14 protein-coding genes and 1 pseudogene are annotated in these 21,722 nt (G+C 53.6%); 3 read left to right on the forward strand and 12 right to left on the reverse strand.

The window, feature by feature from the left end:
- Positions 1-307 precede the first annotated feature (307 nt).
- From V8P86_RS17305 to V8P86_RS17315, 3 genes are all read right to left on the reverse strand, one after another.
- A complete protein-coding gene (locus V8P86_RS17305; RefSeq protein ID WP_336328543.1) occupies positions 308-574 on the reverse strand; it encodes a DUF8139 family protein in 267 nt (88 codons plus the stop codon).
- Between the two features lie 89 nt (positions 575-663).
- On the reverse strand, positions 664-1,248 hold the full coding sequence (locus V8P86_RS17310; RefSeq protein WP_336328544.1) for a hypothetical protein: 585 nt from the start codon (positions 1,246-1,248) through the stop codon (positions 664-666).
- On the reverse strand, positions 1,245-2,132 hold the full coding sequence (locus V8P86_RS17315; protein WP_336328545.1) for a ParA family protein: 888 nt from the start codon (positions 2,130-2,132) through the stop codon (positions 1,245-1,247). The genes V8P86_RS17310 and V8P86_RS17315 overlap by 4 nt, the downstream gene beginning before the upstream one ends.
- An 844-nt stretch (positions 2,133-2,976) precedes the next feature.
- On the opposite strand from V8P86_RS17315, the gene rdfA reads away from it, so the two are divergent.
- Together rdfA and V8P86_RS17325 are read left to right on the forward strand one after the other, a co-directional pair.
- Positions 2,977-3,714 carry a rod-determining factor RdfA gene (rdfA, locus tag V8P86_RS17320; RefSeq protein WP_336328546.1) on the forward strand — a complete coding sequence of 246 codons (738 nt, stop codon included), beginning with the start codon at positions 2,977-2,979 and terminating at the stop codon, positions 3,712-3,714.
- Between the two features lie 102 nt (positions 3,715-3,816).
- Positions 3,817-6,015 carry an AAA family ATPase gene (locus V8P86_RS17325; RefSeq protein WP_336328547.1) on the forward strand — a complete coding sequence of 733 codons (2,199 nt, stop codon included), beginning with the start codon at positions 3,817-3,819 and terminating at the stop codon, positions 6,013-6,015.
- 91 nt (positions 6,016-6,106) lie between these two features.
- Here V8P86_RS17325 and V8P86_RS17330 read toward each other — a convergent pair whose 3' ends face one another.
- From V8P86_RS17330 to V8P86_RS17370, 9 genes are all read right to left on the reverse strand, one after another.
- Positions 6,107-9,847 carry a hypothetical protein gene (locus V8P86_RS17330; RefSeq protein WP_336328548.1) on the reverse strand — a complete coding sequence of 1,247 codons (3,741 nt, stop codon included), beginning with the start codon at positions 9,845-9,847 and terminating at the stop codon, positions 6,107-6,109.
- Between the two features lie 2,857 nt (positions 9,848-12,704).
- Complete coding sequence (locus V8P86_RS17335; RefSeq protein ID WP_336328549.1) at positions 12,705-13,238, reverse strand: metal-dependent hydrolase; 534 nt, start codon at positions 13,236-13,238, stop codon at positions 12,705-12,707.
- A gap of 119 nt (positions 13,239-13,357) precedes the next feature.
- A complete protein-coding gene (locus V8P86_RS17340) occupies positions 13,358-13,897 on the reverse strand; it encodes a hypothetical protein (protein WP_336328550.1) in 540 nt (179 codons plus the stop codon).
- Between the two features lie 85 nt (positions 13,898-13,982).
- Positions 13,983-14,729: a hypothetical protein gene (locus V8P86_RS17345; protein WP_336328551.1), complete on the reverse strand. Its 747-nt coding sequence runs from the start codon at positions 14,727-14,729 to the stop codon at positions 13,983-13,985.
- A gap of 221 nt (positions 14,730-14,950) precedes the next feature.
- Complete coding sequence (locus tag V8P86_RS17350; protein WP_336328552.1) at positions 14,951-15,625, reverse strand: hypothetical protein; 675 nt, start codon at positions 15,623-15,625, stop codon at positions 14,951-14,953.
- Positions 15,626-15,663: 38 nt separating this feature from the next.
- The gene (locus V8P86_RS17355) at positions 15,664-16,116 is read right to left on the reverse strand and encodes a type IV pilin domain-containing protein (protein ID WP_336328553.1); all 453 of its coding nucleotides are present in this window, start codon (positions 16,114-16,116) and stop codon (positions 15,664-15,666) included.
- A 395-nt stretch (positions 16,117-16,511) separates the two neighbouring features.
- Entirely contained in the window at positions 16,512-18,146 is a 1,635-nt protein-coding gene (locus V8P86_RS17360) for a hypothetical protein (protein ID WP_336328554.1), read from the reverse strand.
- A 256-nt stretch (positions 18,147-18,402) separates the two neighbouring features.
- Positions 18,403-18,807 carry a hypothetical protein gene (locus V8P86_RS17365; protein WP_336328555.1) on the reverse strand — a complete coding sequence of 135 codons (405 nt, stop codon included), beginning with the start codon at positions 18,805-18,807 and terminating at the stop codon, positions 18,403-18,405.
- A 223-nt stretch (positions 18,808-19,030) separates the two neighbouring features.
- Positions 19,031-20,386: a Cdc6/Cdc18 family protein gene (locus V8P86_RS17370; protein ID WP_336328556.1), complete on the reverse strand. Its 1,356-nt coding sequence runs from the start codon at positions 20,384-20,386 to the stop codon at positions 19,031-19,033.
- A 795-nt stretch (positions 20,387-21,181) separates the two neighbouring features.
- On the opposite strand from V8P86_RS17370, the pseudogene V8P86_RS17375 reads away from it, so the two are divergent.
- Positions 21,182-21,646, forward strand: a pseudogene (locus V8P86_RS17375) (RNA-guided endonuclease TnpB family protein); the annotation flags it as partial.
- Positions 21,647-21,722 lie beyond the last annotated feature (76 nt).

Genomic DNA, 21,722 nt, shown 5'->3' on the forward strand with positions numbered 1-21,722 from the left:
GCCCCGGGGCAGTCGCCTTGACCGCCTTTACACAGTCGATTGCGCGGGATTTCGAGGAGAAACTTGAAGTTTGGATTTGCCAGCGCACCACGGCTGCTTGTTAAACACTGGACTGTGTATGAACGCTGTCTGTTAGACAAGCAACGAGGAGGCGACATCCCAACCACTGCTCACCACAACCGCAAACAGTTACGCAGCGGATACAGCGCGGAAACCCACACCCCGAGTTTGGCCGTTGGAAGCTGACAACGGGATCACCCCGGCAACCAACGGTTTCAGTAAGCGGGTCACTGACAGACCGCCTCCCTCACGATTCCGGCCACTCTGACAGCGGGACAAGATCTGCATGCCGGAACGACACCGGCAGTTCATCCCCGGTATCAACGCGTCGAACGCGATAATGATGACTGTCAACATCTCGGCCGGTCACCTCACTCAATCCATCTGGATCATCCTCAACAACCTCACAGACAAGGCCATGATATTGCGCATCAGCATCGTCCTCGCTAAGATAAATCCGAACGCTGTCACCGGTATCATACGGCGAATCGGACGGGTGCGGGATATCTGCCATACGGTCAAGACGATGGTCCGGACACAAAATTTCTTCCCCCGATCTTCCACCACCGCGTCTGTTATCGTCCTACCCAAATCGTTGTGCGGTTATTCGTCGGTTGCAGCAGCTAATTCAGCCGCCGTCTCCGCCCATTCCTCAGGATGCTCTAACAACATCTTCAAAGCTGCCGTCTGCAACTGCCACTTGTCAAGATCAGCTAACCCGCGATCTATGTTCCGCAATTCTTTCTTAACGGCGGTGTACCCGGCGTTTTGGAACTCCCACCGCGCATCCGTATCAACACGGAATTGCACAACCCCGCGATCATCAGTATCCGCATCAAGCAACCACGCTGCATCGACATCCGCAGCAGGAATCGACTGACTCTGTTGACTGCCAGCAGCACGCTCTGCACCGCTCACGTCGCGTTCGCTCCCGGACTCAGCTGTCTCTGTCTGTGACTTCTGAGAGTGTTGTTCCGTCACGGATTCATCACCGCTGTCAGTACTATCCGTTGTGTTAGGCTGATCATCACCGTTGTCATGTGCTTCCTCAGAGGGTTGCGACGACTCACTACCCGCATCGTTGTCCGCGTCTTTGATTTCAGTTACTTCCTCGTTTTGCGCCTCCTCTTCGTCTTCGTCATCGTCCGCGAACGGATCGATGTTAGCACCGTCTTTCATTCCGCTCATTGTTGATCACCTGCAATTGCTTCAGATTCCTGTAATTCTCCGGGCTCCGGCGGGTTTGGCGCTTCGATGCCAGCTGTTGACTCCAAATGCCGGGCAATCCGGTCGAGTTTCGCTAACGTCTCGACCTCGTAATCTCGGACACGACTCCGGTGTTCGGCGACGTACGTGAACGCACTGCAGTGCTCTCCCCACGATCCCTCGAAAAGCGATGCTCGCTCACCGATGATTTCTGGCGTTGAATACTCAACATCCGCTAGAATGCTGTTTTGATCACGCGTATCCTTGAATTCAATCGGGACTGTCGCAAGCACCGAAACGTCCGCGTTGAATTGAGCGCTGAATCCCTCAACGAGAGATTCAAGCCCGCCGACTGAAGCGTTCCCCTTCGGCGACGGTTCGAGTGGGATACACAGTGATCTCGTCGCGTTGATCGCGTTGTACAGGTGCGGGCCTTCGGTTGCTGGTGGATCACAAATCAACACGTCGTACTCTTCGTTGACGTTGTTTTCGCGGAGTACACGGAGTAGTTGAGCGTGAATTCCAAAGGACTCTCCGAGTTCTTCGGCTTGCTGTTTTTCACGATCTAGGTACTGGCCCAACGACGACAGCATGTTGTGTTCTGGAACGATATCAATGCCTTCTGCGGTACGGATAAGATCGTCAAATTCGCCGGTCCCTCGGTCAATCATGTGCCGGACAAGCGTGTCTACGTCTGCATCACGCTCATCGTCGACGCCGTAATAGTACGACAGGTTGCCGTCTTGCGGGTCGAGGGGGACAACGAGCACATCAAGGCCGGCGCGTTCGTGTGCTTTCGCTAGGTTCGCAGCGAGCGTGGTTTTCCCGACGCCGCCTGCTTCTGAATAAGTTGCGTAACTCAGCATTCGTCAGCACCTCCTGGTTGACGGTCTTGATGATCGGTGTGGTGGTTTACCGCGCGGGATTGTTCCCGGTGTGTGCGTGGACTGTGTCGCATACGCATCTGTATGAAGTGAATGTACTTAAAACACTGCATCTACTCTATGCCATCCATACAACCTATGGGAATCATAGAGTTGATGGAGTGATTAGAGTTACTGGACTAGATAGAGTGCATACACTCCATGATGTGTATGAACTGTATAGAGTCCATAGAGCTAATAGAGTGCATAGAATGATGAGAACATATAGAGTCTATGTTATTGGTGGAGTGTATGAACTCCATAGAGCGTATGAACTGTATGAAGTCTATGGAGTTAGTGGGGTATATGCGTTGAATAGCATAGATTAAATGGATGGACTGTAAGAGGACGCTATTGTCCGGCGGTTCACCGATTCTCAACGCAGATCACCGACCAGACCTCAAACAGCCCAAACTTCACACTTACAACTGTGAAGAAAACACAGCCACGGCCAACTTGTCGATCTCCACCTATTGGCCCTCCACCTGGTGTTGTCGACCCGAGGCAGGGGACATGCTCAGTTACCGCAGTGGAAGGCACGGAGACGGAAGCCCATGCCATACAGGCTGTGTACAGTCCACGCACTCTGCCTGTACAAATGAGCGTATGGCAGGACGAGACAAAACAATTGCGTGTACATCTGGAAAAGACGAGCGTGTGTGAACCAACCCGGCCTACTCGCCGCTTTCAGCGGCTCTTAGAGGACGGGAACTTAGCGTGGAAGATTGAACACCGTGGGACTGTCATCTCGCTGTTTTTAACTTTACACATAGCGAAGACGATCCTAATGACCGATGCCCCTGAAACCCAATCTGACGCTAAATACGATAGTTCCTGTTGTAAAGTCACACGAATAGCTGCTAAATACGACGTGTTAGACTACGCTGAAACAGCCCCGTGGAACAGTCACAATTACGGCTATCCAACCGAATTCGACCGGTATCTCGCCGCCAGATACCACGGTGATTCCACAAGCAACCATACCGGCGACAGTCTTCGTGATCTTGACGCACATTTCAACGCGTTAGTCACGGAAGCTGCCATCACAACTGCTGATGAGCCTTCCAGTCAGCAGGTAGTGAAGTACAGACCTCGTGATGTGTATGAGATTCTCAGCAACAAGCGGGAGGTTGGAGAGCAAACTAGAAGAGAAATCGCAAGTTCATTAGAGACAATTGGGATTGACACCGACGACCTTCGCGCGGATTACACGTCATACCGGTCGATTCAAACTCATTTGAAAGAACACATGGAAGTTGACACGAGCCGGTCACCGACTACGCGAGAGGTCGCCAGAAAAACTCTGCTATCGAAGGTCAACCGGATTGAAGCGATTACGCCGCAAATGCTTGCTTCGTTACAGAAGAACGGCAGACTCGCTGATATCGGTGAAGATATAACGGTCCCATCAACCCCTGATGATATGCGGATAACTGTTGATGTGACGGTTGAAAACACTAAAACCGGTGATGTTGTGAACGTCGAGAGATTGCTTGCCGATGAAGAACCCGATGAAAAAGACTGATCTGGACCAGCTGTAGAGACGACTACCGTCCGTGTTTGAGCCTAAGACGATTAGTTAGTAGTATCAACGTATTTTTGTCATCCGGTTCTGTACAGTGTACGCATGGCAACGACGGATTCTAACTCCAGACTAGGTCTTGATGGAATCGATCCGGCCGACTTGCGAGCGCTCGTCGAAATCAAGTATTTAGGCGGGATTGAAGAAGCTGAAACAGAGTTTACTCCAGGATTGACTGTGTTATCAGGCGAAAATACGACTGGTCGGACATCATTTCTCAAGTCTCTTACCAGTATTCTCGGCGGGTCGGCTCCCTCAGTAAATGAGCACTCCGATGAAGGAGCAGGGTCAATCTCTCTTGAAATACAAAATGACGATGACTTACTTGTTGATCTTGAGCAAAAGCATACGCAGAAGGGGAGTGTAGTCGGTGATTCGCTCTATTCGAATGAAAAAACGGTGGATACGTTCATTTCTCTTCTAGAACGAAATCCAGCGCGTGAAGCTGTTGAAAATATTGACTCAGAGTCACTCCGTGATTTGTTAATGCAACCGTTGGACGTAGCGGCGATCGAGGCTGAGTTATCAGACCTCAAATCCACTCGGAAAAATAAGCGACAGGAACTCGACGACAAAAACCGGCAAATCGGGGGGCTTACTGAGAAAATTGAAGAAAAGACAAAGAAAGAAAATCGGCTTGAGGAGATACAATCAGAACTCAGCGATAAGCAAACCAGTTTATCAGACGTTGAGGATGAATTAGAAAGTCACAGCCAGGACCAGCCCGATACCGATCTTGATGAGGAAATCAGTTCTGTCGAATCTGAAGTCGATGACCTGCAGGCCACAAAGCGAGATATCGTAACGGATATAGATGTGCTTGAAGACTCGATTGAAGCGGTTGAACGCGACATCGAGGAGGTTAGAAGCAAGCTGGCGACACACTACAATCAGGAAATTATTACTAAAGACGTTGACTCACTGAACCGGCTACGACGTGTGGATGTAGATGCTGAGCCGCCGGTCGAAGAACAAATCCCGTGGAGTGATGTTCCGTCTGCTGCGGAAACCGTCGAAGACATTGAGGCAAAGAGATCTGATCTCGCAGCTCAGGAAGAGGAGTTTAACTCGCTAATCGATTCGATTAACGAAATCACCGGATTCATTTCAGACGAATTAGAAAACAATCGTGGAAGCACCATTCGAGATGCAGAAGAACAATACACAGACACGGGAACAGACACCGAGAAAGACTCCGAAACCCAAACTACGTCGGCAGACGAGCTAACCAGCCAACTCACGGCCTCATCAGACACCGAAGAACGGGAGTGCGTCGTTTGCGGAGCATCAATCACTCAAAAACAGCTGGAACAACGACACGAACACTTGGATTCCGAACTCAAAAGCGCAGTATCAAAGAAACGCTACAAGATCATTCAACGAATTAATTCGCTTGATGAAGAAATCGAGACCATCACCTCAGATGTTGAACAACTCTACACGCTCAAAACTGACCTTGAAGACAAGCAAGCCGAAATTCAACGGTACAAAAGTGAACTTGAAGATAAAAAACCACGACTCAGCGACGTAGAAGACGAACTAGCGGACAAACAAGCAGAACTCGACCAGCTCCGTGAGCAAAAAGAAGACGTTGAACAAGAACTGTTTGAACAGCGTGACACAATCCAACGTAAAATCACTGAGCTCGAACTTGAGCAGGAAAGAGTAGAGGAAACAATCGCTGAAATAGAGGCAGAAATCGAGGAAGCACAGCAGCTAAAACCCGAAGCTGAGAAGTTAGAAACCGAGATTGACGATCTCAGCGACTCTATCAAGAACCAACGTGAGAAAATTGTAAATAGAGAAGACCAGGTGGTTGAGGAATTTAACACGCAGATGGAAAGCTTGGTCTCAGCACTCGACTACGAAAACATCGACAGAATCTGGCTGGAGGTCAAAAACAGGAGTGAAACTGGATTGCGGGAAGCTGAAGGCTTCAAACTTAACGTCATCCGCAACGGACAAAACCGTTCGATCGAGACGTTCTCTGAATCAGAACGTGAAATGATCGGGATGGTCGTCGCGCTCGCCGGATACCTCGCCCACGACCTCGATGATGAAATCCCGTTTATTCTGATTGACTCCGTCGAAGCCTTCGATAACTCTCGGCTAGAAGCCCTGCTTGAATACTTCGCCGACAAAGGCGTATTCGTTGTTGCGGCGTTACTCCCTGAGGACGAGCAATCGCTCACTATGGACTACGATCAACAACTGGCCACTGACATCATCACGACCAACAACTGAACTCTCGGCCTCAGCTTTTGACCGGGCACCAGCGTCAAACCCCTCTCCTTTGCCTTCTACACCAACCCCTCGTTACGGCGTATACACGGTTTCACTCCGCGTTTCCACTTCCACGATCATGTTCAGAGCCAGTGAACCCGCGGATCGAATCGGCTTTATTTCGAATTGCCTCCAACCCATCTGCTACCACAACTTCATCTCCAGTTTTACTCTCCGTACTCCCTTGTCGTGTCCGTCCCGCCAACGACTCATCAGCAACTCCAGTCCCACGCTGCGCCGGTACTCGGGTTGCAGCTTGCGGATCTCCTCCAGCACCGGTTTCATTAGACCGAATATCTGTGTACAACCGCTGCGGAACAACCGAGCCCAGAGACACACCGCCGTCGCCACTGCGTCGGCTTGTTCCGGTCTCACCATCACCGCATACTCCCGAATTTGCCGTCTCACCGATTTGCTCTTGCACAGTCACAGACGGCCCCAACAACACCGTCGACCGTCGCTCAACCGTCGGGTGAATCCCCGTCGTCCCGACGCCACACAACGATAACAGTGTCAGTTCAGTCGGGTCTAACTCCTCCGCAGATACAGTTCGACTGCCTGTGTATCCGTCCGCGTCGTGACTCACACGATCACGATACCAATCTAACAACGTATCTGCTTCCTCACTGATTTGCGACGGCCACCCGCCAGTCACCCACTCCGCCTCAATTGTAACCCCAGCGCTGTCTTCACTACCGAGTACACTCGGCCACGACGACGGTGGATTTGCTCGTACACCACCACCGCGGCGACTGGAGGATCTCGAGCTGCCAGCCACATCAGGACCAACTGTCGTCTCCGGCTGACCTCGCGCTGTACCCGCCGGTGGCGGCCCGGCGTACTCGTCGAACACAGCCATCACACCACCATCGCACAGCACTTGTTTGTCGTCGTCACGCCCACCACGACGACTCTCATCGTCCGGTGCGTCGCCACCACGCGAACGATACGACCGGTGTCTCTCGCCGACTGCTGAAATTTCGACGCCCGCGGATTCACACCCCAGCACCGGTGCATACACCGGTTCACCGTTCGCAGCGCGGTCAACATCGACAAACCCGCACGACGCAATCGCATCACGATGCGATTTGAACGGTTTCACCGACAACCCCGTTCGCTCCATTAATTCACTTCGCCGGACCTTTTCTCCAATAGGGACAGCTAACACCGCAGACAAGATTTCCGACACAGAGTCTGTGTACTGTGGAAACACGCTTTCGGACGAGAGCGTTGCTAACACGCGTTTCAATTCAACACTCGACACGCGCCGCTTCCCAGCATCCGCAGCCCGCACGATCCGCTCTAACGCAGCCGTCGCCGCAAACGGTGCCCGACACACAGTGCTTAACACGGACACTGCAGGCCGACTCAACACCAACTCTTTCCGTTGCAGCGTCTGCGCCGCCGCCACAGCGAACGCCTGTCGCCCAGCACCACTCTGCACCGTCACCGGCACTGCAAACTCCGGCGCGTCCTCCTGCACCCGGTCATGCCACGCCTCCACCTCTTCAGTAACCGCCTCATGATACCGTGACGCAGCTTCGCTGCGAATTACCCACATCCCAATCGCGTCACCAAACGGGTCCACAGCAGATACATCCACATCCGGCGTTGACGACCGCTTCTCATCACGATGCTCAAACAGTTGCCGATACGCCACCGCATCACCGTACCGCGACGACACCGAAACGTTGTGAACGATTGTCTCCGCAATCTCGCCGAATCTATCCGTCGAGAAATGCTCGCTGACGCGGATCTCCCGACACACATCAACACCAATTAACTCCAGTAAATCCGCAACGACACCCGCTAACCCGTGTGCAGACTGCATAATATCGCTGCGCTTCTCACGACGAGTTTCCGCGTCCGATTCAGCACTTGCCTCAGCAATCGCGTCTCGAATCCCATCAGCAACCTCACGCAACCGATCTGCCACGCTCCCCGGGTCCGTCACGACAGCCGACCCAATCCACCCCAAACACCGCTCCGACAACATCGTCTGCATCACTCGCTCACGACTCCGAGCACGAACGTCTGCCTCAGCCAAATCAACGTCACTCCGATCATCAACCGACTCAGACTCACGAACCCGCTCAGCAAGTAATTGCTCTCGCGCATTCGGTAACTCCTCCTCGACGTACTCGTCGATCGCGGCAGACAACCGCTCCTCAGACAACAACTCCAGCACCCTCGGCGAGCACAACGCTAACGATGTACTCGTCACGACTTGGTACGCTGAATTCCCAGCGACGGACACCGCCACCACGTTACGATCATCGTCAACGTCAACGACTTTTACAGTCTCAGAATCCCCGGTCGGCAACGCCGATTCGATACACACCACGTTGGGTCCACGTCCTTTGCCTTCGCTCACCACGCCGTGCAACGCATCCCGGTGCGCAGGCCGCATCCGAAGCACCCGATACGCATCTTCCTCGGTTGAATCGCGTGCTGGCTCCGACGAAACGAACGCTGGTGCGTATTCATCGGGGTGGCTATCCGTCAACTCACCCTCTTCACCGTTGCTGAGTGAATCGGTGCCGGCTGTAACTGGTTGGGTCGGGTGCTCAGTCGGGGCTTTTGCGTCACGAGCGCTCGTTTCACGGTTATTGTTAGTTGAAAGTTCGGGGGTGTAAACGCTGGCTTCTGCGGTCGACGCTTGTGAATCGGTAGCAGTGGTTGTCCTGGATTCAGTGGCAGCGCGGAACGCGTTGTCAAGCGAGGTTTGCCGGCCATATTCGGCATCGAGGATTTCGATGACGCGTTCACCGGTCGGGAGAATTGTGGCTTGTCGCTGCCTTTGCGGCCCGGTTTTTTCGATTAGCCCACTGGATTCGAGTGTGGATAGCGCGTTTCTGACCGTTGAGTTTGCGGCTTCAGTTGCGGCGAATAATTCTGAAAAAAGCCGGGTTCCGGTCGCGGTGTTGGTGAGCGTTCGCAGCACATCAGCCGCGACCGTATCCGGGTCAAGGTCTGCAACGGCAGTAGTCACTGCTTGTTCGCTCCGGGGTGTACCGTCGCTGCCAGCAACACCTGGTGGATCAATTTGTAAGTCATCGGTATGATTTGTTCGCAGGACCGCTTCCGTGACTGGCGAGCATTTGATCGTCACATCGTGCGTAGCTGCCAGAGTGTCGAGGAGGTGGCACAGGTCAACGCGTTGATGCCGTTTCTGCGAAGTGAATTTGCTGGTGATCGTGGCTTCGATGTAGAGCTTCTGCGCCGGATCGACGGTGTACTGTGTATCCGGCGTTTCCGTACCGGTGCTGGCGGCGTGGCTTTCGGTGTCGTGGTCTGCAGGGTTGAGGACAGCAAATCGGAGAAGCGTAGCAGCAGTGTCGATATCTGAAGTGCTTGTGCCGCGTGCTTGGCCGAGCGTACTGACAGCGTCAACGAACCTGTATAAGGCTGGTTGCTGCCCGCGGGCTACGGAGACGCAAAGCGATGCAGGGTTACCGTGCCCGAAACTGGGTGTGATGCCGAGTTCGTTGAGATCGCTGTAGAATTCGGTTACAGTGCGGTTCTGAGCGATAGTTCGGATCGCGCGCCCGTACGCCTCGACGATCGCCGGGTGTGAACACAATTCGTTCCAAACCTCGGTGATGGTGTTTTCACCGGAGAGCGTAAGATGCACATCAGCTTCTGCTGATTCCGGTGAGACTGCTGAGTCTTCCAACGTGTTGATGTTGGTAGTGTTGAACGTGATTGCGGTGTCGGTGACTGGCGGCGTCAGTTGTTGTGCGTCGGGTTCCGGGATGCCGTTATTGGTAAATGATAGGCCGTTCCCGGTCATTGCTCTCCCTCCGTCGAAAAGTGGTGAGGAACGCCGGTCACCGAGGAACAGTTAACACGCGAGGTTTGAGAACGGTACTGCCGACTGTGTATCGGCGTTGTGAACCGCTTTGCGGAACTTTTTTGTCCGAAAAGGTATTTGTCTAACATGCCTTCGTAGTGTTCGTGACTCTGGGCTGCTTCGCGGCTTCACGCCGTGTTCGTTGCTCTGGAGTCTTCGAGCGCTCTGAGGCGTGAGATTGCGTGCGAGGTCGGGAGAACTGGACCGCTCTAACCGGTTCGGTTCTGTACGATCTGTCGTGCGTTTCCGTGGAGATTCCGGTGATCATGATTCGGTGGTTCGGGTCAAACGCCGCGTCATCTCGCTATGGCGGGATGACCGAAGCGGAAACGCGCGACGATAGGAGCCCGAAGGTGATGCTTCGGGTTCACCACGCTTGGTGCGCGTGGTGACTCCTTTTGTGCCGCGTGGCAACGTAGTTGTCAGTTCTTCGTGCGAGCCTGTCGTCCGCTCTGCACGAGCCGACGCGTACCGGCGAACTGGTGGGAAGCGACAACACAGGAATCCCGCCGTCTTGCTGTTTGTCGCTTACCACCACATCAGCGTTTCCACCCCTCATCGTCCGATGTTGAAGGGGTCGGGGAGTGACTGCCTCTGCACTCTAAGCACACAGGCATCTACCGCGGAGTCGGTCATACCGAGTGCTATTCTCGGCGTTTGACTACCTATCCTTCATTACCCGCTACGGGTTTATAAAAACTCGGGATAGCACCCGTGTTCTATGGCGTTCATAGACCGTCTACTCCGCATTCAGTGTATGTACTTCATACAGTCCAGACACTCTGTCAGGAACCCACCGCAAGCCGTGGGTTTCCGCCTCGAAAATCTATAAGTTTGAGATCAACTCACCACAGCGCTGCAACAGCGAAACGAGAAAACTCGGGTTTAATTCCGCTGAGGAGATACTTGCGATCACGACCATGAATGTAGTAGTGATCGGTGTCGGCGGATGCGGCATCCGAATTACGAGAGAACTCCTCGCTCAGGACCCTAACTGGAGTGGTGACGCTGGGAGTGGATACACGATCAAAGACTGCGTCCTTGCAGACACTGACTTACAATCGTTCCTCGTCCCTGACGAAGAAACTATAATCACAAAAGACCTCGAAGACCAGTCACGAACTGAACCAATACCAGAAGAGGAACTACTCAGATACCACGCCAACGATTCACCGGGTGTTGCAGCTGAGAAGCAAGTGTATTTCGGCCTTGGACGTGAACCCTTGGCGGACAATTTCAAAGAAAGGGGTGCGGCAGCTCAAGAGATACGTGAATTGAACGCGCAAGCTAATCGACTACAGGAACGCGTCATTGAGGACGAACGGCATGCGTTGACTGCGGCAGAACTCTGCGAATTTATCGGCGTGATTGATTCAATCCGCTCCATGTCACACCACCCATCATCAGAGGTTGTGTATCCTCGCCGAGAGAGTGTCCTCCGGAGTTCACGCGGGGCGAAAACTAATGCACGAGGTGGGGCATCATTCGCGGCTACATCCAGTCACGCTGTGTTGCAGCCCGCAGCTGACGAGTTACGTGACTGCGACGTATGCCTGATCGTCGGCGGGCTCGCGCGCGGCACCGGTGGCGGCGGTGTTCCCGTGCTTGCTGATGAACTCGCATCATTCCGCGATGATTGCGGGCCGGGCACTGATTTCGGGATTCTTGGCCTTGGCGTACTGCCGTCGCGCAGTCTGCCAGAACAATTACTCGCCGATACAGCTGCAGTATTCAACCGATGGGTGGCAAGCGTCGATTCGTTGCTCGTCGTCGATAACGACGCAGTCGACGTTCCTGTATCGGAATTCGACGCACGCGAAAGGTTAGTGGCTCCGTGGATAACTGAGGTGTTCCAGGACGCCAATCAGCGTATCGCGGCAACTGTGTATCAGCTCTTGACCGCGGACACTCCACCGGTTCCTAAGCATCATTCCGGTGTGATCACGACAGAATTACTCCGAGAACTCGTGTTCTCCGCACCGATTTCGACGATCCAGACGGTTGCTGCAGATCAAGGTCCATCGCTAACGGCAGTTCGTGATGTGTATCAAAGATTACTGCAGACAGCTATGGAACGCGTTGGTGGGTCCTCGCGGCACCCTCAGCCACAGGCACAATCGGACCCGCCTCACTCGCAGACTTATCCAGGAAGGCCTGAATCACCCGCACCACCATCATCACACGCGGCGTCAGAACCAACAGCACCGTCGGCCGACCAAGCCGCAAGTGAGACTACCGGAGCTGGGATGCCAACAACGGATGCCCAGATACTCGCTCGTGATCCGACATCGCTCGTAAGAGTCGCTGAAACTCTCCACACACCCCGTGAACATTACGAGCAATCCCCGAAACAACAGCCACGGGCAAACCACGATGCGAGAACTGCTTCGCGTGCCGGAAAGCAAAGCGAGACTTCTGCGCGGACAGTCTCGGCTGGCACACAGCCGTCACCGCCACTGGAAGTAACCGAAACGGAGTTCTGTGCGTCGGCCACGACCGCTCAGAATTCCCTATGCATTGTCCAAGCGCGCCCGGCGTATGTATCGGCGGAGAGAGCGGCTATCGAGAACAGTACTGTCCGAGAGTACAAAGACGGGTCTGTCGTGTCTGTGTTCCCGACGAGAAGCCATCCGACGCGCGTCCTGCGGTACTGCGCTGGGATTACACCGCAATGCCTCCCGCGTCTTGAATCGGCATATGAGAACTACATCAGTCAATTACAGAGCTAAAGTTAGGGTTACGTCGGTGCCGTTTCGGTTCATCGTCATTATCATCAAGCCTCGATGCGGTGCTGCAGTCACGTGACGGCAGCTGTGATTACTGAAATCGACAGCGTCACCCCTAGAAGAATCGTGCCACCGACGAGGAAGACGATGTTTGCGATACGGTTACTGGCCGTACACCATCGCAGTGTGATCTTCGTATCATCGAGCGGTGTCAGCGGCGTGATGCCAGCTGGTGTAATCACGTCGCCTGCAAGATGCCCGATCACGCTCAGGAACCCGGCGGTGAACCCGATGAACAATACGATAAACAAGTTCGTCTGCGAGCGCCATGGAACGAATGTGAACGCTCCAGCGGTGACTGTTCCGACACACAAGGCGAACCAGACGGTGTGCGTAACGCCGCGGTGCTGGACTGGAACTCGTTGCCAGACCGCCGCGTGATTCGTCATGCCAGCGAATCGAGTATCAATATCGGGGAGACTGGCGAACGCGAGGATGACAACGACAGCAGTCATGCGAAGCGGCATCGACGCGACCGGGGCTGTCAGGACTGTGAAGATGGCAGCGACAGCTGCGTTCACACCGAAATGACCTATCCGATACATGGATTAGTTGTGGTCGTTGTTGAGTAGTTCTGAAGGGGTACTGCTGTGGTTGGTCGCAGGTGAGGGTGTTTTTTGTTATCCACGGTGAGGTTCCCCGTGCTGTTGCTCACCTCCCGGCATCACACGCCGACGCTGAAGCTTGCCTCTGCATCACCAACGGATTCAGGCGGGATCGACAGCGTCGTAACGGTAGTCACGTCACTTTCTGTCGGCGGGTCTAGGTCCGGATCAGTCAACGCGTCTGTTTGGGTCGGCGATAAATACACGATCCGCACAGAGTCTCCGTGTTGTGCAGTCGAGACGTTCACCTCAGCGATCGTTTGCCCGCCAGTAATGATCCCCGGCGTATCCCTGCCGAATTCAATAAGCTCTGCTCCGCCCTGCTCACCGCCCCACAACACAAGAAACGCCCCGTTATCGCTCGCGTGGATTGCAGGACTAACTTGTGCTGTCGACACTGTCAGATTCTCCGCATCAGCACTGTACGAAACTGTGTATTCGCCATTCGGTGGTTCATCTGGATGCCCGCCAACTCCAGCAAAAAACGCGGTAATCACCACGAACAACGTCACGGTTATTGCGGCGAAAACAATCACGTTTTGCGGGCGTGTTAACGCTCTGTCACCGGCGGCTTGCCGGGTTCGCTGCTGCTGAATCATTCCGTATAATAAGCAATTCACCACAGTGTCAAAAATGGTCGTAATCCCGCTCATAACCATTCAACGTGATCTAAAACGACGCGTTTCAGTCGTTGAAGTCCAAGACTTCACCAAATTGGACTGCCGAATCACCAGTCCCTTCCTCCGGAACTGTGTACTCGTACATCACGGTCGCATCGAACTCCCGCGCAGCCTTGGTACGTGCTTGGCGGTCATCGTCTCCACTGCCTGCGTCACCCATCGACTCACCAATCGCAGCTTCTAAACTCAAATTCCCACCAGTCCCCGGCGACTGTCGTGAATTCGCTGCAGCCCCAGACTCACTGTCTTCCTGCGCCTTCTCACCAGGCATGCCACTGCTTCCGCCCTCACCGCCGCTCGTAGCGGCACTACTGCTTATTGATTCGAGATCGCTCTGCGAGAGGTACAAAATCCCGATCGTGTCACCAGCCTCGACATACTCCATGTCGACTTCAGTGATCGTCTCACGAAACACTGGAGCTGGTGTTTCACGCCCGAACTCAACGATAACCGGTGGTTTCTTTGAGAAATTCGCGTCTCTCACCACGAACGCAATTCCGCCCGTCGTCGAATTCCGTAACGCCGGCCCTTTCTCATGCGTTAATCGTAACTCACCAGCGTCGTGATCGTACGAAACTGTGTATTCACCACGCGGATCTTCTTCGCTGTGGTCACCCCACCCGGAGAGGTACACACCGATTGTAGTGAACAGCAACATGAACGACAGGACTAATAGCAGAAATTTTGCTACGCTGATCATCGCACGTCTATTCCGTGACTGACGCACCGGCAAGTCGAACCTCCGCTTCATACACAGTAATTCAACGTAGAAGAATAAAAACACGCGATTCTTCGCTGACACACTTCAGGTGTACTGTGTACGCTTCACGCCCGGTGTGAACTACTCTACCCTACCCTTTTTTGCTCGGGGCCGGAAGCCCGACGCTTCTTAACCGTGGGCCCTCCGCCTTGAAATAGCTAAGATATCGGGGTTTTCGCGGTCTTGACGGCCTACGCGGTCATCTGCACAAGTCACACGACACGAGCTACAACGACTGCCAGCATGAGCACAAGGACCAGCAACGGCGAAAAGTTCAGAACACTGGTTAACAGAACCGCGATCACCACCCCGGAAGTGAATCCTTGCATCCCAGCGGATACTGGAAGCACCGCCGCATCACCGCCTGCGCTCGTTAAATTACTCAAACTCCGACTGATTTCAGTAGTAACGTCATTCCAGTCTGCCTGTTGCTCTTCATCACCATGACCGCCAGCCGGATCACGCCGCTGGCGCTGCGTCCGCTGTTGTCGTTGATGCTGCCGAGGCTGTTGCTGCGGTGCTTCTTCCGCAACAGGCCGTCGTGATGATTCATCACGATGCCCGTTTGTCGGGCGATCACGACGGGACGGGCCCGCGGTCTCATCTTTCTGCCAGTCGTCATTTCTCTGCCTGCGTCTGTTTCCGCGTAGACCTGAGGCCTGTTCCTGATCCTGCCACTCGCCGCCTTGCCTCTCTCTCGGATTCTCTCTTTTATCATCAACATTGGTCTCGTTGCGCCGTTCATCGTCAGTGCGTTCCGACTGCCGCTGTGATTCACCACGACTATTTGATTCATCGCTTCGTCGATTCCGTTCGGCAGTCTCGTCACTAGTTGAGCGGTCAGTGTGGGGGTCGTCGTGCTTGTTGTCGCGTCTGTGGTTGGTCATGTAGGTACACCGTGGATTCCGTTTCTAATTTGTCGTGTCTATACGTCAGCTGCATCTCGATTGGTTTGAAAATCGTCACCGACTTCGAGCGGTGGTAAATCACTGTTCTCACCGAGGCTACAATCTTTGTTCGTCGCTGCGCCGCTGACAACAACTCTGAACCCGCCGACGCTTTCCTCGGACAACGCCTCACCGCCGTCGTAGGGAATCGTCACTGCCCTGTCGCCACTGTTCGGAGACGTGTCGTGATTAAATTCGTATTGTGCCTGAAGGGCACTCTCGTTGACGCTGTCACCGATTCCGAACACGAATCCGGGAACGACGGCGGCAAACACCACAACTGTTGCAATCATCGAAATCACTCCGATGACTATCGATACAGCTCTGTCATTGTCGATAATTGTAAGTCTATCCAACATCACGTCAGCATTATCGATGTCCACTCTTAAACCCGGGTTTTCTCGTTCAGATTCCACAATGACAACGACCATCTTGGTGTATCGAAGATGTCTGGGTTTAATTCTGCACAACACCACCGCAGAGGATACAAATGCGTTCTCTCGACCGCGCCACGTCAAACACTGGAGATGAACCGATTCGACCACCGAGATATGCGTCTGTCGTGACGCTAGAAATCACTGTGACGTGGTTGTGAATCGTGGTGTTCTTGAAGTACGGAGTTCTGTTAACCCAAACAGGATCAATTTCTTCACAAGCAAGTACTTGTGAAGGCACTGGCAGCAGGAAGTGTCAACGACCCCGCTCTCGCCAGGCCTTTGGAACAAAATAACCCCGCGGCAAGAACACCCGCTCTTTCTTGTTGAATTTACGTACTTTCGGAACGAATACCCGGTAAACCGTACACAAACCAGTTGCTGAGGCCGATTCAATACAACCCCTGTAATTCAGTCTCAGCGCCTTCAGTAATGACCGCTAACCGAGATCGAGGTATCTCTTCCGCCAAGTACTGCATCGCAATCGGTGCCAGCGTCTCAGCCGCCGTAACACTCCCAGCCAATGGCCACGGCATCCCCGTAGTAGCGAGTTTCTGGAGTATATTACCACCACTCGCTCGATTACCTACAGCATCTTTCTCAACACCAGGCGCGTATACGCGGTTAATTTTCGGAATCTCTGGTGAGACGTGTGCAGAGACACTCCGCACAATTTCAGGCGCAGCGTACTGATTGAACGCCTGCTTGAACGGCGTTTCACTCGGTTTCACGACTCCTGGTTCTGCAGGAATGATACCACCGACGCACACTCCCTCGACGATGGTTGCCTCGCGGAATTTCCCTGACCGAGACCCAGCTGCGCCGCCGACTGGGAAATGCCCGAACACGAACGATTTGCTGTCAGGGTGCTGCAAGAATCGGCTGAGTCTTCCAACAGCGATTGGCGCGGTTTTCGACGCGATCATGTCTGCCGCATCGCCCTCGGTGCTGTTTCTTGATCGAGGATCGATGCTGCGTTTGAATTCCGTGACAACATCATACACAGATTTGATGCCGTCGTCTCCGCCAGCGAAAACCTCTCCCTCAGCTGTGTCTTCCGGCACACCAACGGTGTGCGGATATGAACTGTGCACTCCAGCCGCTCGGAACAACGCCAACAACGCTCTGCTTTTCTCGCCTTTCGATGTGAGCGGCACAACAACACCGCTTTTAGACGGAGCTTCTGCAGAGACTGTTGAGCGACCTTCACTTACCCATCGGTTTAGTTCCGGGATCGTGCCGGGTAATTCGCCAGCACGGGCGACGATATCTTTGTGACTCGCAATCACGAACGCGTCGTACGCGATCGGTATTGCCTGATACGTGTCACTTACGAGATCTCCGCCTTTGAACCATGACGCTGGCACGCCGATTGGGTGTTGATCGGTGACGGTGCTGTGTGGAATCGTTACTTGCGTAGTTGCCGCGCCGAACTCACCAGACGCTGTGATGTCATGGCGAAATGTACCAGGTCGCGTAACGACAACCGCCACATCGAAGTTGTTCTCCGCAACCGCTGTCAGCATCGCTGATTGCGTCTGCATACCGACAGCCGCACTGTCACTAGCGAGGTTAGTCGGCGGTGAAACTGGAATCACAGTTAGTTCTACGGTTACTGTTGATTGCGGTGTTTCATCTCTTACCCCGGACTGTGTATTCCGGATCGTCGCGTTGCTTGTCGTTCCAGTTTGTGATTTTTCGACGACAACATTGACTGGCGCAGTGACGTGGCCAGAAAGCCCGGATGTAATGGCGTCCTGCAGTGCTGCTGTTGGGACTACGTCTGGAGACAGGGAATCACCAGCAACACACCCCGGCAACACCACGCCAACGTTGATACTTTGAGATTGATACGCTGGTTGACCCGGCTGGGTACCTGTGTTTGTGTTTCCGTTTTCACCGGATGAGTTATCTTCAGAGGATTGCTCTCCATCTTCGAACGTGATTGAGCATCCAGCAACCGTCGTTGTAACGGCGGTTGCAACGCCGGCTAAGACGTGTCTTCGGTTGAGTTGCTTCTGAGGCATACCTCACTATGTTCACGGTCAGTGCTGCGACGATAAGAACCCGGACATTCTCGTTCACAGCTGAGATAGTGCGGAAGTCCACCAGTTTTAGTCGGTGGGTAGGTGACAGTAGGCGCTAGTCACCCCTAGCCGTATTTCAGAGTTCTTTCTGAAACAACTCGGAGTATCAGATAGTTGGAATTTGTCAATATTCTTAAGAGACAAAGTTTGACGGGAAGAACAGAAGATGGCCTTTTACTGAAACCCAATCTTGGACTCACGCGGGGTCAGGCTGTGGATCACGACGCAACGCCGCAAGCCCATCGGTGATCGAATCGTACGTCTCGATGTTGTCAGCGCTGAACGACGCCGACGCAACGATTCCGATGTCTGAAATGTCGAATTCAGACGCGATTTCCTGGCAGTGTTTCTCCAGCATCGTTGGGCTCGGAAGACTGTCAGTCACCCACGGAGTTACTGCGAGTAGCCCATGGATGCATTCAGTCGCTGCTTCTGTCGTCGCTTCTGCTGGGGCTTGCCGCGTGATTTGCTGGCAGGTCCATTCGAGTTCTTTCTCCCGGCGCAACGCACTCAGGTTCGGGACAACCAACACCACAACGTGCCCGCGGACTTCAACACCACTCCGTGGTGGAATAGTCCCTAGGTTGTCTGGTTTGCTCATCACTACACGTGTTACCACGAGTTCACGTCGTAAAAACATCAGTATCCTCACACAGAACGCGGAACAAAGACCAACCAGCCATCAAAAGATTTCTCAGGCGTTTCAGGGTGACTCCTTCGGGCTCGTGCGGAATCGAAGAGTTCCGTGATGACAAGAGAAGAGGTCTCTCAAACCACTTGACCCGGGTACTTCACAAACTCACCACGAGGCTACTCGGCAATACTTAGTCAAAATCCGAAAGATTCGGCGTCGACGCCGTCCCGATCTGATCGAATTCAATCCCATCAAGTCGTGGAATACTATTCAACACGTCAATAACGATGTCAGAACTCACCTGCAGCGAGAAATGCCATGCCGGACCGCCTCTAGACCCTCCAGCTTTCTTCCGCGCGGTAATGATGCCTTGCATATCTAAATCAAGAAGATGTTCGCGGATTCGGCGCTGGACAAGCTTATTCGACCCGAGTTCATCGGCAATCCCCGTATACACACCGTACACCGGTTTCGTGCGAGCTGGCGTATCACCTGTTTTCTCAAGAATCGTTAACGCCGCCAACGCAAGTTGAGCTTGGGTCGTCATCTCCCGCATCGCCTCACTGACCGTTTCTTTCTCCACTTGCGACCGTGCTTTCCGGACAGTCTCTTCTGTTATGATCGCATCATCACTGACATCAGCAAACTCTCCAGCCTTCCGAAGGTACTTGATTGCCTGCCGAGCATCGCCCGTATCCTCAGCGCACAGCGCTGCGATGAGCGGAATCGCACCAGTCGTCAATACGTCGCTTTTGAATACGTACTCGTCGCCTGTGTTATCGATTTCAACGATTTTCCAATCCGGGTTTTCAGCTGCCGCCTCGGGATCAGCAACATCACCAAGCGGGATGAGTTCCGTGTGCTGGAATGCTTTCGCAGCGCGTCGACGCAGGATTTGCTGGATTTCGTCCGCATTGTACGGACTGAACAGGATCTGGTCGTCATACAGAGAACTCTTAACTTTTGGTGAGAGGTTATCTCGCCACTGCAGATCATTACTGATCCCGATGATGCTCGGGTACACGTGCTCACCAACGTACCCTTGAGATCGTGCTCTGGGCAAGCTATACAAAAGTCGATCATCGCTGCCGAGCGTATCGATTTCGTCAAGGACAATAATGATAGTACCGCCGATGTCGTTCATCGCGTCGAACATCATGTCCATGACAGTATCTGTCGAATGGCCGGTAGGCCGGTCGTTCCCCGTTAGTTCCATGTAGATCCGTGAAGCAGACCTGAACGTGGTGGATAAGTCGTGAGATTGGCACGAAATATACACAGTGGTGAGGTCGAGGTGCGTCGATTCGTTTTCAGCATGCTCTTCGAGTTCAGCAAGTTCACGTTTCGCTGCAGCAGTCTTGCCTTGGCCTGCTTTACCGTATAAGAACGCATTGTTTGCTCCGACACCACGGGCTGCTGGTCGGAGTGCCATATGGAGTTCTTCCAACTCCTCTTGACGTTCTGGGAGGTCGTCAGGACGATGCCCTTCTCTGAGTGGTTGTTCGTCCTCGAACACCGCCGACGACGCGTCGTATCGTGATCCCATTTTTGACTCTGATGATGAAGGCGTACATAATAAAACCCTAGTGTCCGGAAAGTCCAGAATGTCTGCTCTGTCCACACCCACACACACCCCAGTGTCCGCAATTCCACCGCGATGAGGACAGGGGGGCAGAAGACAGCATAAAGTAGAGAGACAGGCCTATTGTCTCTGAAACAGCCTCCGAATTGACCGGCGTGATGATATTTCTCGTCTGATACTGTCTTCCTTCTTATCTCTTTCTACTAGTCTAGGTAAAGATGCTAGTAAGTAGTAGTACAGCACTTCCTATTGCAATTGGTTTCTGTCCAGCAGACTCTTTATATACTGAACCCTCAGCACCTGGATTTGTGACTCTTCTCTCACCCCGGAATTGCGGACACCAGGGTGTGTGGGGGTCCTGAATCCCATCCGCTTTGATTCCTCGGCTACAGAACGCCTTGTGGTGATTTTCTTCAGTTATTGAATCTGTCCATGGTGGTCACCATTCAGGAAACCATGGACACAGTCACATCCTCTCGCCCTTGACAGAGCATGCACACGGTTCCAAGAATTACGCGTTTCGGCGGGGTATCCAACCTGTTTTCCCACCCCGGAATTGCGGACACTAGGGTGTGTGGGTGGCCTCTTTGACCGAGTCCCCATGCATTTGGGAGTTGTTTCGGCTCTCATACCGGAAACAGCGCGGAAACCCACCCCTAAAGGGATGGGAGCAAGCGCGTACGCTCCGTGCGACAGCCCACCGACTACGACAGGGCCAACTCCCGAATAATTTTGAATCATCAAGGCTACTTATGATGTATGGAGAAGCGGCGTACTGTCCCTGTCAAACTCGACGTGGACAGTGATGACACCGCACTTCTCCACAACACCGTAGACGAGTTCCTGTGGGCCGCTAACTACGTGACGAGCCACGCTTTCGAGGGTGAATACGTCACGACGAGCAAGACCACGCTCCACGACGAGACCTACGAGGACGTGCGAAACGACACACCGTTACACAGCAACCATGTCCAAGCCGCCCGAAACAAGGCCGCCGACGCCTGCAAGAGCGTGGTCGAAAAATGGAAGCAGGGCAAGAAAGCGTCGATGCCCCACTTCACCAGCCCACACGTCGTCTACGACCACCGTACCGCCACCTTCCACGACGAATACGTGTCGCTGGCAACCGTTGACGGGCGCATTGAAACAGACTACGTGCTTCCCGACAACGAGCGAGACACGCCCCACGCAGAATACTTTTTCTCGGATGAATACGAGACGACATCGCCGAGGGCGGCGAGGAGTTCAGTTTCGACCGGATCGTGATGGGCTATTACGACGCCTACGAGTATCTCGACAG

Origin of the sequence: Halovenus anhuiensis, assembly GCF_037080055.1 — an archaeon.
In the GTDB taxonomy this organism is placed as follows: domain Archaea; phylum Halobacteriota; class Halobacteria; order Halobacteriales; family Haloarculaceae; genus Halovenus.

Excerpts from the sequence above, each read along its gene's own strand:
- V8P86_RS17330 (WP_336328548.1), bottom strand. The coding sequence starts at position 9,847 with ATGACCGGGAACGGCCTATCATTTACCAATAACGGCATCCCGGAACCC.
- V8P86_RS17370 (WP_336328556.1), bottom strand. The coding sequence starts at position 20,386 with ATGGGATCACGATACGACGCGTCGTCGGCGGTGTTCGAGGACGAACAA.
- V8P86_RS17345 (WP_336328551.1), bottom strand. The coding sequence starts at position 14,729 with ATGAAGCGGAGGTTCGACTTGCCGGTGCGTCAGTCACGGAATAGACGT.
- V8P86_RS17315 (WP_336328545.1), bottom strand. The coding sequence starts at position 2,132 with ATGCTGAGTTACGCAACTTATTCAGAAGCAGGCGGCGTCGGGAAAACC.
- V8P86_RS17325 (WP_336328547.1), top strand. The coding sequence starts at position 3,817 with ATGGCAACGACGGATTCTAACTCCAGACTAGGTCTTGATGGAATCGAT.
- V8P86_RS17360 (WP_336328554.1), bottom strand. The coding sequence starts at position 18,146 with ATGCCTCAGAAGCAACTCAACCGAAGACACGTCTTAGCCGGCGTTGCA.
- rdfA (WP_336328546.1), top strand. The coding sequence starts at position 2,977 with ATGACCGATGCCCCTGAAACCCAATCTGACGCTAAATACGATAGTTCC.
- V8P86_RS17350 (WP_336328552.1), bottom strand. The coding sequence starts at position 15,625 with ATGACCAACCACAGACGCGACAACAAGCACGACGACCCCCACACTGAC.
- V8P86_RS17365 (WP_336328555.1), bottom strand. The coding sequence starts at position 18,807 with ATGAGCAAACCAGACAACCTAGGGACTATTCCACCACGGAGTGGTGTT.
- V8P86_RS17305 (WP_336328543.1), bottom strand. The coding sequence starts at position 574 with ATGGCAGATATCCCGCACCCGTCCGATTCGCCGTATGATACCGGTGAC.
- V8P86_RS17310 (WP_336328544.1), bottom strand. The coding sequence starts at position 1,248 with ATGAGCGGAATGAAAGACGGTGCTAACATCGATCCGTTCGCGGACGAT.
- V8P86_RS17355 (WP_336328553.1), bottom strand. The coding sequence starts at position 16,116 with ATGGTCGTTGTCATTGTGGAATCTGAACGAGAAAACCCGGGTTTAAGA.
- V8P86_RS17340 (WP_336328550.1), bottom strand. The coding sequence starts at position 13,897 with ATGATTCAGCAGCAGCGAACCCGGCAAGCCGCCGGTGACAGAGCGTTA.
- V8P86_RS17335 (WP_336328549.1), bottom strand. The coding sequence starts at position 13,238 with ATGTATCGGATAGGTCATTTCGGTGTGAACGCAGCTGTCGCTGCCATC.